This window comes from Pseudomonas sp. P129, from assembly GCF_020312195.1.
Classification (GTDB): domain Bacteria; phylum Pseudomonadota; class Gammaproteobacteria; order Pseudomonadales; family Pseudomonadaceae; genus Aquipseudomonas; species Aquipseudomonas fragariae.
The window spans coordinates 158934-170701 of the sequence record NZ_JAGPYS010000004.1; the positions used below are offsets into that span (position 1 = coordinate 158934).

Below are 11768 nucleotides of genomic sequence, written 5' to 3' on the forward strand. Positions count from 1 at the left end.
TCTGTCCCTCGCATTGTCGGTCATCATACAAGTAAAAAGCCGTTGTGCAATCCCTTGGCGGTGATGATCTGCAAGATTATCAACCTCGAGGCATTTGCCGTTGTGCGGGTGTGTCGAGCCTGTGTGACGGCGTTAATTTAAAGTTTTGACCAGTAAATGCTGAGGTTTTTGCTTGTGTACATCAGCTGGACCTGACCGGTGACTTGAACGCAATGGCCGATGGGAGGCAGGGTGGGTGGAAGCAGGAGCTTTGACATCCGGGAAAGACTTGTAATACAAGTAAGACAACTGCGCCGGGCTGTCAAACCCGGCTTCCGGCCGCTCTCAGTCCGGTATTCGCGCTGCCATGGCCGTGATACGGCAGCATAAACAGACAAGTCAGGATTCATTCACCATGCAAGAGCCTGCCAGCACAGCGCCCAAACGCCGTCAGCACAACCTGGCCACCGATCTGGTCACCGAACTGAGCCAGCGCATCCTGCTCGGCAAGATCGCACCCGGTCAGAAGCTGCCGTCCGAGAACCAGATCGTCCGCGAGCACGGCGTTAGCCGTACCGTGGTACGTGAAGCGATTTCCAAATTGCAGGCGTCCGGGCTGGTGGTGACCCATCACGGCATCGGCACCTTCGTGCTCGAGCGCAGTGATCAGACGGGGCTGCGCCTCAAGGTCGAGACCGTTTCCAGAGTGCGCGATATCATCGAACTGCGCATCGGCCTGGAAACCCAGGCCGTGGCGCTGGCGGCTGTGCGCCGTACCGATGAGCAACTGGCGGCCATGCGTCAGGCGCTGGATGATTATCAGGACCTGCTGGCCAACGACGACAGCTGCGTCGAGGCTGACAAGCGCTTTCACATGCTGATCGCCGAAGCCACCGGCAACCCGTATTTTCTGGAGATCATGCAACACCTGGGCAGTGCGGTCATTCCGCGCAGCCGCATTGCATCGAGCGAGCGGGCAGGTAACAACCTTGCGCATCAGGGCTACCTGGCCAACCTGGAACACGAGGCATTGCTCAGCGCCATTCGCCGCAAGGACCCGGATGCCGCGCGCGCGGCGATGTGGACGCATCTGAGCAACAGCCGAGAGCGGCTGGTTCCACTGGAGTAGGCGCGAACGTGTTTGCTCCCACAAGAGCCCTCCATACTCGAGCGTACGGCAAAAATGTAGGAGCGAACCGGGCGACGCTTCGCTTGTTCGCGAAAGGGGCCGTATAGCCGCAGAAGATTCGGCGTTCAAAACGACGCCTTCGCGAACAAGTTCGCTCCTACAAAAGCCCCCATGCTTGAGCGTACGGCANAGTTCGCTCCTACAAAAGCCCCCATGCTTGAGCGTACGGCAAAAATGTAGGAGCGAACTTGTTCGCGAAAGGGGCCGTACAGCCGCAAAAGATTTGGTGTTCAAAACACCGCCTTCGCGAACAAGTTCGCTCCTACAAAAGCCCCCATGCTTGAGCGTACGGCAGAAATGTAGGAGCGAACTTGTTCGCGAAATGGGTCGTACAGCCGCAGAAAATTTGGTGTTCAACACCACCCCTTCGCGAACAAGTTCGCTCCTACAAAAGCCCCCATGCTTGAGCGTACGGCAAAAATGTAGGAGCGAACCGGGCGACGCTTCGCTTGTTCGCGAAAGGGGCCGTATAGCCGCAGAAGATTCGGCGTTCAAAACACCGCCTTCGCGAACAAGTTCGCTCCTACAAAAGCCCCCATGCTTGAGCGTACGGCAGAAATGTAGGAGCGAACTTGTTCGCGAAAGGGGCCGTATAGCCGCAGAAGATTTGGTGTTCAAACACTGCCTTCGCGAACAAGTTCGCTCCTACAAAAGCCCCCATGCTTGAGCGTACGGCAGAAATGTAGGAGCGAACTTGTTCGCGAAAGGGGCCGTATAGCCGCAGAAGATTTGGTGTTCAAACACCGCCTTCGCGAACAAGTTCGCTCCTACAAAAGCATCCCATGCTTGAGCGTACGGCAGAAATGTAGGAGCGAACTTGTTCGCGAAAGGGCCCGCACAGCCGCAGAAGATTTGGCGTTCAAAACACCGCCTTCGCGAACAAGTTCGCTCCTGCAAAAGCCTGGCCCCACGGTATCGACGATACAAGGGAGGCGGTTGCGTACTACGGTGTTGCGTTCAGCACGCCGAGCATCACGTGGCTCTGCCACTCGAAATACGGGTTGAAAGTCAGTCGCGCATGGATCTTGCCTGGCTCGGTATAGCCCCAGTCCGAATACCACACCGGCTCGCCGGCCATGCACCTGGCGGTGTCCGCCGTGCTCTGGCCGTTCCAGCAGATACGCTGGCTGCCGGATACGCCGTAAAGCGGATTGTCCGCTGAAAAAAGCAGGCCCATGTGTGAGAAGCGGCTGATGCGGTATTCCGGCAGGTAGTCCTTGCGCACCTCGACGCGCGGCGTATCGGCAGCCCGGGCGGGAAGGTCGCCGTACCAGATCAGGCGACTGGCGGGGCTGCTGAAGCGCTGGCTGAAATTATCCAGCACGTAATCAGTGTCGAGTACCGAGTCGTGCTCGGCGATGGCGATGAACACCGGCTTTGCATAGCGCCGCTGATGCAGGCGGTCCTGGGCCAGCGCGCTGCTGCGATAGAACTGGGCAAAACCATTGGTGGGCATGTTCATGTAGCGAACCGGCGTCTGCATTGGGCGCAGGCCTTGATTCGGCGCGGCAAGCCAGGGTCGTGCCCAGCCGATCCACGGAGTCAGCCAGGCATAGCCGCTGTTGGAGCGAAATGCCGGCGAGAACAAGAGCAGCCCGGAGATTTCGTCGTGCCCATAGGCGTAATCGAGGACCAGATTGGCGCCGGTGGAAAAGCCGCCCAGATAGACCTTCGGCACTTCACGAGCGAGCAGTTGCGCCTGTTCGCGTACCACTTGCTGCCACTGTTCGAGGCGCACGTCGAGCATGTCTTCGGGCTTGGTGCCGTGCCCCGGCAACAGCACGGTTCGGACCAGATAGCCCTGAGCAGCGAGCGTCTGTGCCACGTCATGAAACGACCACGCCGAATCCCCCAGGCCATGCACCAGCAGCACGCCGCCCTTGGGTGTCCCGCTCGGGGTCCACTGGCGCGGCGCGTTCCAGTCCAGCTCGGCCTGGTGGTCGGCGGTCTGGAAGTTGCGCTGGTTGCGGATCAGCTCGAGGGTCTGCTGACGGTAGTCTTCAAAGCGCTGTTTCGGCTCTTCGCTTTCTGCCATTGACGTGCAGGCTTGCAGGGTCAGCAGCGACAGCAGGCTGGCGAGTCGGAATTTGATCAAAGGGGCGCCTGTGCACACATATTCGAGGGTTCAAAAGGTCGACGCGGGCACTCTGCCATGTACGTCGCGCCCGTGACTACTTTCAGGCACACTCGGGCGTTCTATAACTTCAACAAAATGTATCCATATGCCCAACCATTGCAAGCCTCGCCACGCGTCAGGAGTCGTTCATGTTCGCCCTTGACCGAGCGCTGGCCCAGGACATCGTCGACCGGGCCATGACCATCCTGCCTTACAACGTCAATGTCATGGACTACCTGGGCATCATCATCGGCAGCGGTGATGCCGAGCGCTTGTGTACCCGTCATGAGGGTGCGCAGCGAGTGCTGGCCAACCGGCAGGTGGTGGAAATCGATTCTCTGGCAGCGTCGCAGCTCGGGGGTGTCAAGCCGGGCGTCAATCTACCGCTGATGCTCGACCATCAACTGGTTGGCGTGCTCGGCATCACCGGCGAGCCGGACGAGGTGCGGGTGTATGGCGAATTGGTCAAGATGACTGCCGAGATGCTCATGGAACAGCGTCGTCAGCAGGCTGACCTTCAGTGGCGGGCGCAACGCAGCGAAGACCTGCTGGCTCGCCTGCTGTTGCCGGATTGTCCCGATAGCCTGGTGGATGAAGCACGACAGTTGGGTTTGCAGCCGCACATGGCGCGCCAGGTGGTACTGCTGCAGTTTGCCGAGGAGGGGCTGGCTGCCAGCCAGGTTGCCAAATGGCTTGGCACGCGCTATGCCGACAGCTGGTGCGTGCTGCGTGAGCCGACCTTGCTGTACTGGTGCCGCGCGACGGGCAAGGAGCGTGACGATGCGCTGCTGCTCAAGCAGTTCGATGAACACCACTGGTCAGTGCTGCGTATGGCCACCGTGGCGCAATCGGCGGACCTGCCCACCCTGCGCCAGGCCTGCGCGGCAGCGCGGGATCTGCTCGACTACGCCCGTCAGGCAAGGCCGGCGCAGCGCCTGCTGCGTCTTGAAGCCTATCGGCTGCCAGTGCTGTTCTGGCGTTACCGGCATGACTGGCTGGCCGAACACGTCGCCGAGCCAATGGAGCGTCTGCACGCGCATGCGCAACTGCTCGACACCTTGTGCAAATGGTTCGAGTACAGCGGCGAAAGTCAGGCCTGCGCCGAAGCGCTGGGTATCCATCGCAACAGCCTGCGCTACCGGCTGGAGAAGATTGGTGAGTTGACGGGCTGCGACCCTTACAAGACCGACGACCTGCTGCAACTGTACTTGGGCGCGCAGATGATCACTCGTCAGACCTGAAGCCGGGTTTTGTTCAAACGCCCGATAATGGCGACGGATCATTGTGCGAGCGGCAGGCGGCAAGCAAGGTCTTGAATGAGAGCATTCGAGCACCGGATCTGGAGAACAACAATGAAAATAGTCATCGCCCCCGACTCGTTCAAGGACAGCCTCAGCGCCCAGGCAGTTGCCGACGCGATCGCCAGTGGTCTGGCCGAAGTCTGGCCGCACGCCGAGCTGATCAAATTCCCGATGGCAGACGGCGGGGAGGGCACCATCGAGGCGCTGCTGGCTGCCTGCAATGGCGAGCTGATGAGCGCCAGCGTCAGCGGCCCGCTGGGCGCCCCGGTCAATGCCCAGTGGGGCTGGCTGGCGGACAGCAGGACCGCAATCATCGAAATGGCCATGGCCAGCGGTCTGCAACTGCTGACCCTGGCACAACGCGACGCCTGCGTGACCAGCACGGAAGGCACCGGCCAGTTGATCTCGGCGGCACTGGATGCGGGAGCCCGTCGGGTGATCCTGGCCATCGGCGGCAGCGCAACCAATGACGGCGGCAGCGGCATGCTTTCAGCCTTGGGTGCACGCTTTCTGGATGCCGACGATCAACCGCTGGCGCCGGGCGGGCTTGCGCTTGCGAACCTGGCGCGTATCGACCTGAGCGGTTTCGATCCACGCTTGTCTGACGTGCGCGTCGAGATCGCCGCCGACGTCGATAACCCCCTCTGCGGGCCGAATGGCGCCTCATCTATCTTCGGCCCGCAAAAAGGCGCATCGCCCGAGCAGGTCGTGGCGCTGGACGCCGCACTCGGCTGTTTTGCCGACCAAACGGCTCAGGTTCTCGGCCAGGACTTGCGCGACAGCCCTGGCAGCGGTGCAGCGGGGGGCATGGGCTTTGCCGCCAAGGCCTACCTGAAGGCCTCGTTTCGTGCCGGCGTGGAAGTGGTGGCCGAACTGACCGGGCTGGAACAGGCGCTGATCGGTGCCGATCTGGTCATCACCGGCGAAGGCCGTTTCGACGCGCAAACCCTGCGTGGCAAGACACCGCTTGGTGTTGCGCGAGTCGCCCAGCGTCGGCAAGTGCCGGTGATTGTGCTGGCGGGAACCCTTGGCGACGGCTATGAGCAGATGTATGCGCACGGCATCGGCGCAGCCTTTGCTCTGGTCAGCGGCCCAATGAGCCTCGAGCAGGCCTGCCGCGAGACCCGCCGCCTGCTGCACGAGCGTGCGCGCGACGTGGCGCGGCTCTGGCAAATGGCTTCGGGCGGTTGATGACTGCGCTGTGATCAGCGGGCACCGGACGAGCGATTGGCCGTTATTTTAAGTAACCCTGCAAATGATCACTGGGCGTCCTAAAGAATTATTTGATCAGGGCGATACGCTGTCGGTTGTCTGACAACTTCGTGTCGGGCACTGCCCTCAAAAAATATAAAGAGCCGTGGTCATGAATCTACGCAAACTCACTATCGCTCGTCGTGCCGGTCTGGGTTTTACCCTTATTTCCCTGCTGGTGGCATTGCTGGGGTGGTTTGCGCTGGCGCAGATGTCGACCATCCGGCAGAGTGAAGTGGCGGTGGAGACCAACTGGCTGCCCAGCATGCGAGTGGTCAACGATATCCGCGAAATCATGCTGCGCATTCGGACCATTTCCTTGCGCATGGCACTGGACACCGATCCTGCGAGTATTCCGACCTACCGTGGTCAGATGGATGTGCGTCTGGGCGATCTGGACAAGAAGCTGTCTGTCCTCAAGACCTTTGTCGACACCCCGGAAGAGAAGTCGCTGACCGACCAGTTCATGGTGACCGTGGGCCAATACCGCAGTGCGCTGGACCGTTCCTTTGCACTGGCCAGCCAGGGCGACAGCGTCGGGCTGAACAAGCTGCTGCTGGTCGACATGAAGCAGATCGTCGACGGTTCCGGCAAGCAACTCGGTGACCTGGCCGACTTCTATCTCACTCAGGTCGATGCGGAAGGCAAGTCGGCCGGGGCCCAGTACGACAAGTCGCGCGACATCGTCATTATCTTTGTGGTCATTGCCGCGCTGTGCACCATCGGCCTGGCACTCTGGCTGACCCGCAGCATCGTCGGCCCGCTGCAACGTGCAGTAACCGCCGCCGAGCAGGTTGCCAACGGCGACCTGACCCATACCATCGAAGTCGATGGCGAAGACGAAGTCACCCGACTGTTGCGTGCCCTGGCGATGATGCAGGTCAATCTGCGTGAAGCCATGCGCCACATCGGCAGTTCGGCCACTCAACTGGCATCGGCCGCCACCGAACTCAACTCGGTCACCGAAGACAGCTACCGCGGGCTGAACCAGCAGAATGCGGAGATCGACCAGGCCGCCACAGCGATCAACGAAATGACCTCGGCAGTCGAGGAAGTTGCGCGTAACGCCGTATCCACGTCGGACGCCTCCAACCAGTCCAGTACCTCGGCATTGGCGGGCCAGACGCGGGTGATCGAGACGGTGCAGTCGATCCAGACGCTGACCGACAACGTGCAGGCCACCTCGACGCTGGTGCAAAACCTTGCCAATCAGTCGCAGGACATCGGCAAAGTGCTGGACGTGATCCGCTCGATTGCCGAGCAGACCAACCTGTTGGCACTCAACGCCGCCATCGAAGCGGCACGTGCAGGCGAGTCGGGCCGTGGTTTCGCGGTGGTGGCGGACGAAGTCCGCGCATTGGCGCATCGCACCCAGCAGTCGACGCTGGAAATCGATTCGATGGTCAGCGCCATGCGCAGCGGTTCAGCGCAGGCGCTCGACTCGATGAACACCAGCCGCGCTCGGGCCGACTCGACATTGGCACTGGCCAAGGGCGCGGGCGAGTCCTTGAGCGAAATCACCTCGTCGATCAATCAGATCTCCGAGCGCAATCTGGTGATTGCCAGCGCGGCGGAAGAGCAGGCGCAGGTCTCGCGTGAAGTCGACCGCAACATCGTCAACATTCGCGATCTGTCCATGCAGTCGACTCAGGGTGCCAACCAGATCAGTGCGTCGAGCCATGAATTGTCGCGTCTGGCGGCCGATCTGAATCAGGTGGTCTCACGCTTCAAGGTGTAAAACCCTACATTGATACAGGTTGTGTCCGCTTGCCGACGATCGACCGGACGCGCATTATGCCCTCGGTCGAAATGACCTCCGGTACAGTCTGGGCACAACCTTATCGAAGGGGGCGGCATCGCTTCATGAATAACAATAATCAAACCTTCAGCAGTTGGCTGCGCTCGCCAGCCCATCACCAGTGGCTGGCACTGGAAGGCAATCGTCTGTTGACCTTCGCCAAGGCTTCCAGGCTGGACAACGGCTTTGGCAGTCTTGATGACTACGGTCGGCTGATGGTTGGTGCCACCGCAGGAACCATGAACACGGCGCGCATGACCCACTGTTTTGCCATGGCGCATGCGCAGGGCATTCCCGGCTGTGCTGCGCTGGTCGATCACGGTATCGCCGCACTGCGTGGACCGTTGCACGATGCCGAGCACGGCGGCTGGTTCAGTGCCGCGCTCGAAGACGGCGGCAAGATCGACAAACAGGCTTATCTGCATGCGTTCGTCGCACTGGCGGCCAGCTCTGCCGTGGTGGCGGGGCGGCCTGGTGCGCAGGCATTGCTGTCAGACGCCATCCAGGTGATCCAGACGCATTTCTGGAGCGAGCAGGAAGGCGCCATGCGTGAGTCATTCGCGCGGGACTGGAGCAGTGAAGAGTCGTATCGCGGCGCCAACAGCAACATGCATAGCACCGAAGCCTTCCTTGCACTCGCCGATGTGACGGGTGACGCGCAGTGGCTCGACCGGGCGCTGAGCATTGTCGAGCGGGTTATCCATGAGCATGCCGGTGCCAACAACTTTCAGGTCATCGAGCATTTCACCCAGGACTGGCAGCCGCTTGCCGATTACAACTGGGAAAACCCGGCTGACGGTTTCCGGCCCTTCGGCACTACGCCGGGGCATGCTTTTGAATGGGCGCGGCTGGTGTTGCATCTGGAGGCTGCGCGCCGTCAGGCTGGACGCGCCAACCCCGAATGGTTGCTGGACGATGCCCGCCAACTGTTTGCCAATGCCTGCAGATACGGTTGGGATGTCGACGGTGCGCCGGGTATTGTCTACACCCTCGACTGGCAGAACGAGCCAGTAGTCCGTCACCGCCTGCACTGGACTCATTGCGAAGCGGCCGCCGCTGCCGCCGCATTGCTGCAACGTACCGGCGAGCAGCAGTATGAAGACTGGTATCGCTGTTTCTGGGAGTTCAACGAGACCCTGTTCATCGATCACGAGCATGGCAGCTGGCGCCATGAACTGAACGAACGCAACGAGCCCAGCGCAGACATATGGCCCGGCAAGCCGGACCTTTACCACGCCTATCAGGCCACGTTATTGCCGGTGTTGCCCTTGGCGCCAAGCCTGGCCAGCGCACTGGCGGGGCTGGAATGAACGGCTAGCGTCAGTTGGGCCTGAAATCCGGGGTCAAAGCGCAGGGATGCGTTTGTCGGTCAGGCGAATGATCTGCCGGGCCAGGAAGCTGCCGGTCAGGATCACGCCGAACAGGCGCAGGGTCTGCATGGCCAACACGAAACCGACGTCGGCGTGCGTATCGATGGCAATAATGGCCATGGTGTCCAGGCCGCCCGGGCTGGTCGCCAGGTACACCGAGAGATAATCCTTGCCCATCATCACGGCAATCAGCCAGGCCGACACGGCGCAGAGCACGATCAACAGCAATGAGGCCAGAATCATCATCGGCAGCCGTCTCCAGACGTACTGCACCGTCGGCCGGTCGAAACGCAGCCCGACGTAGCAGCCTATGGCACCGTAAGCGATGGGCAGCAACCACGCCGGGACGGTGATCTGCATTACCCCGCTCAGTTGCAGCGCGCCGCCCAGCATCAGTGGCACCAGCAAGGCACCTGCGGGAAGACGCGAACCGACTGCCACGCCAGCGACAATGACTGCCAGGCTCAGCGCCAGGTCGACAACGTTCAGGCTGGGCAATGCCGCTGCACTGCTGTGCAGGGCCGCAGCTGAATCCGGTATGCCGATGAAATGGCTGACCAGCGCGCCGATAGTCACCACGCAGACAACGCGTACATATTGCATGGTGGCGACGATGCGCGAGTCGGCACCGTAATCCTCGGACATCGCGACCATTGCCGAAGCCGCGCCCGGTGAAGTACCCCAGGCTGCGGTGTTGCTAGGGATACCGGCAAAGCGCACCAGCACCAGTCCAACCGCCGCGCTCAGCACCACCGTGAGGATCGTCGCCAGGAGCATGACGTGCCATGAATGAAGGGCGGTGAGCAGCACGCTGACCGACATGGCATGCGCGATCAGCACGCCGACCGTGCCCTGACCGAGTTGAAAGGCCCGCTTGGGCATACGGATGCTGGCGCCTGAAACACCAAAGCCGATGGCGACCAGCATGGGCCCGAGGAACATCGCAGCAGGCATATCGAACAGTTTGAGCAGTTGCCCGGCAATGCCGGCCATCAGGATCAGACCCGCCCATTGAGTCAGCGGGGAAAGGGAGGAAAGCGAAAAGCGTGAAGCGTTTGACAAGGACGTTCTCCTTGATTGGGGTAAATCACATACGCACAGTATCGACTTCGCAACTCATCAAGTCTATTTTCTAATAATCATGAATTGATAACTTTGGTTGATAGATATGGACCTGCGCGATCTCACCTATTTCGAAACCATTGCCGAACTGGGTCATCTCGGACGCGCTGCGGAGAAGCTCAATCGCAGCCAGCCAGCGCTGACCAAAAGCATTCAGCGCCTTGAGGAATCATTCGGCACGCGACTGTTTCAGCGTGACGGCCGACGCATCAAGTTGACGCCCGTGGGCGAGCTGCTCCAGGCGCGTGGCAAGGAATTGCAGCAAAGCATCGCCCAGACCCAGCGCGAGATTCGGGATTTCGCCAGTGGCATGGTGGGCAACATACGGGTCGGCTGCGCTGCGACGATGGCGGAATACCTGATGCCGAAACTGACTTCGGCCTTGTTGCAGCGTACCCCCGACGTCACCTTGAAGCTGGTGATAGGTCAGGATGACCTGCTGCGCGAATCGTTGCGCTCCGGTCAGCTGGACATGATCATTTGCGCGCTGGCGCCCGACAGCGAAGACGTCACCAGCTTCGCCATACTGCAGGACGAAGCTGTGGTGGTCGCCAGCAAGAATCATCCGATTTTCCAGCCGTCGTTGAAGATGAGTGACCTGTGCGCGTATCGCTGGGTACTGCCGCCGGTGAGTGTTTCATCGCGCAAATGGCTCGACGCGACCTTCGCCGCTCACGGCCTGCCGCTGCCGACGGTGCAGATCGAAGCGAATTCGATCTCGCTGCTGCCGGGGCTGATTGCCCGCAGCAACCTGTTGAGCTTCATTGCCCGCGAGTCGCTGGAGTTCGGCAAGACCATGCAGCACCTGCGTGAGGTGCCGCTCGAGCAGACCACCCTCAAACGCACCATCGGTGTGACGTTGCGCAAGGGCGGTTATCTGTCTCCTGCGGCAGAAGGCATGTTGCAGATGCTGCGCGACAACGGCGGGGACTTTCTGGGTTGGGGGTGACAGCCTGCGTTCAGCCGCTCCCCGGCAGAGCCTGAAAGCCACTCAGGTACCTTGCCAGCGCCTCTGCGCCCAGTTCCACGGTCGAGCTGGTACCCGCCCAACTGCAGGCCAGCATCAAGTTGCGCGGCAAGTCGAAGTCCTCAACCATAAAACCATTGGCGTCTAGACCTCTGTCGTCGTGGGGAACCAGTTCGCGCAGCGACGCTACCGGTTCAAAGTAAGCCCACACCGGCTTATTCAGTGCGACCGCCATACCGACTTCGAAGGCCGTGCCCGAATCCGGTTCCAGGCCGCGGAACACGTTCAGGTTGACCAGCATCGCTGAGCAGCGGTGGATCATTGCGACATTCATCGAGTAAATCTGCTGCGCGGTTTCGTGCGCGGTCCGTCCCTGCGTGACCTCATTGTCAAACGGATACAACCCCTCAAGCCCGTGTGCCGCGCACAATGCCTTGAGATAGCGTCCATGTTCCACGGCGTCGGTCCTGAACACGTCGAAGCCTGCGAGATAAACCAGTGGCGCGTGCATATTCGTCTCTCGGCTGCAGATATTATCCCGCCGATTCTAAAGCCGGCCGTCAGCCCGCGATACATGCCATTGATCGGCCGAAACACGTTCAGCAGGCGTTTGCGCTGGAATCTGTACGGATAACCAGTATCCTTGTTCAGTCTGCTCATTTGTATGTGAACGCT

The 11768-nt window shown here is 60.7% G+C and carries 9 protein-coding genes and 1 pseudogene; 7 read left to right on the plus strand and 3 right to left on the minus strand.

What is annotated here, in order from left to right:
- Nucleotides 1-394: 394 nt before the first annotated feature.
- Nucleotides 395-1108 carry a FadR/GntR family transcriptional regulator gene (locus KBY02_RS12725; RefSeq protein WP_011268232.1) on the plus strand — a complete coding sequence of 238 codons (714 nt, stop codon included), beginning with the start codon at nt 395-397 and terminating at the stop codon, nt 1106-1108.
- Between the two features lie 1003 nt (nt 1109-2111).
- Here the strand turns inward: KBY02_RS12725 and KBY02_RS12730 are convergent.
- Nucleotides 2112-3203, minus strand: coding sequence for an alpha/beta hydrolase (locus tag KBY02_RS12730; RefSeq protein ID WP_024651521.1), 1092 nt, complete (start codon nt 3201-3203; stop codon nt 2112-2114).
- Nucleotides 3204-3433: 230 nt separating this feature from the next.
- Here KBY02_RS12730 and KBY02_RS12735 point away from each other — a divergent pair, with 230 nt between their 5' ends.
- The 5 genes and pseudogenes from KBY02_RS12735 (at nt 3434) to KBY02_RS12750 (ending at nt 8944) form a co-directional block, all read left to right on the plus strand.
- The gene (locus tag KBY02_RS12735; protein WP_032657195.1) at nt 3434-4525 is read left to right on the plus strand and encodes a sugar diacid recognition domain-containing protein; all 1092 of its coding nucleotides are present in this window, start codon (nt 3434-3436) and stop codon (nt 4523-4525) included.
- 111 nt (nt 4526-4636) lie between these two features.
- Complete coding sequence (locus KBY02_RS12740) at nt 4637-5776, plus strand: glycerate kinase (RefSeq protein WP_104684373.1); 1140 nt, start codon at nt 4637-4639, stop codon at nt 5774-5776.
- A 172-nt stretch (nt 5777-5948) separates the two neighbouring features.
- Nucleotides 5949-6719: pseudogene (locus KBY02_RS26550) on the plus strand (MCP four helix bundle domain-containing protein); the annotation flags it as partial.
- Between the two features lie 15 nt (nt 6720-6734).
- A complete protein-coding gene (locus KBY02_RS26555; RefSeq protein WP_370661157.1) occupies nt 6735-7574 on the plus strand; it encodes a methyl-accepting chemotaxis protein in 840 nt (279 codons plus the stop codon).
- A 125-nt stretch (nt 7575-7699) separates the two neighbouring features.
- On the plus strand, nt 7700-8944 hold the full coding sequence (locus KBY02_RS12750; protein ID WP_024659534.1) for an AGE family epimerase/isomerase: 1245 nt from the start codon (nt 7700-7702) through the stop codon (nt 8942-8944).
- Between the two features lie 33 nt (nt 8945-8977).
- Here KBY02_RS12750 and KBY02_RS12755 read toward each other — a convergent pair whose 3' ends face one another.
- On the minus strand, nt 8978-10066 hold the full coding sequence (locus KBY02_RS12755) for an AbrB family transcriptional regulator (protein WP_024639633.1): 1089 nt from the start codon (nt 10064-10066) through the stop codon (nt 8978-8980).
- A 106-nt stretch (nt 10067-10172) separates the two neighbouring features.
- Between KBY02_RS12755 and KBY02_RS12760 the strand changes: the two genes are divergently transcribed.
- Nucleotides 10173-11075, plus strand: coding sequence for a LysR family transcriptional regulator (locus KBY02_RS12760; RefSeq protein ID WP_024642830.1), 903 nt, complete (start codon nt 10173-10175; stop codon nt 11073-11075).
- 10 nt (nt 11076-11085) lie between these two features.
- On the opposite strand, the gene KBY02_RS12765 is transcribed toward KBY02_RS12760, so the two are convergent.
- Nucleotides 11086-11604, minus strand: coding sequence for a nucleoside 2-deoxyribosyltransferase (locus KBY02_RS12765; protein ID WP_024642829.1), 519 nt, complete (start codon nt 11602-11604; stop codon nt 11086-11088).
- Between the last annotated feature and the right edge of the window lie 164 nt (nt 11605-11768).

Bases quoted from the DNA above. Each gene is read 5' to 3' on its own strand.
- KBY02_RS12725 (WP_011268232.1), top strand. From the start codon at position 395: ATGCAAGAGCCTGCCAGCACAGCGCCCAAACGCCGTCAGCACAACCTG.
- KBY02_RS12740 (WP_104684373.1), top strand. From the start codon at position 4,637: ATGAAAATAGTCATCGCCCCCGACTCGTTCAAGGACAGCCTCAGCGCC.
- KBY02_RS12750 (WP_024659534.1), top strand. From the start codon at position 7,700: ATGAATAACAATAATCAAACCTTCAGCAGTTGGCTGCGCTCGCCAGCC.
- KBY02_RS12735 (WP_032657195.1), top strand. From the start codon at position 3,434: ATGTTCGCCCTTGACCGAGCGCTGGCCCAGGACATCGTCGACCGGGCC.
- KBY02_RS12730 (WP_024651521.1), bottom strand. From the start codon at position 3,203: ATGGCAGAAAGCGAAGAGCCGAAACAGCGCTTTGAAGACTACCGTCAG.
- KBY02_RS26555 (WP_370661157.1), top strand. From the start codon at position 6,735: ATGCGCCACATCGGCAGTTCGGCCACTCAACTGGCATCGGCCGCCACC.
- KBY02_RS12760 (WP_024642830.1), top strand. From the start codon at position 10,173: ATGGACCTGCGCGATCTCACCTATTTCGAAACCATTGCCGAACTGGGT.
- KBY02_RS12765 (WP_024642829.1), bottom strand. From the start codon at position 11,604: ATGCACGCGCCACTGGTTTATCTCGCAGGCTTCGACGTGTTCAGGACC.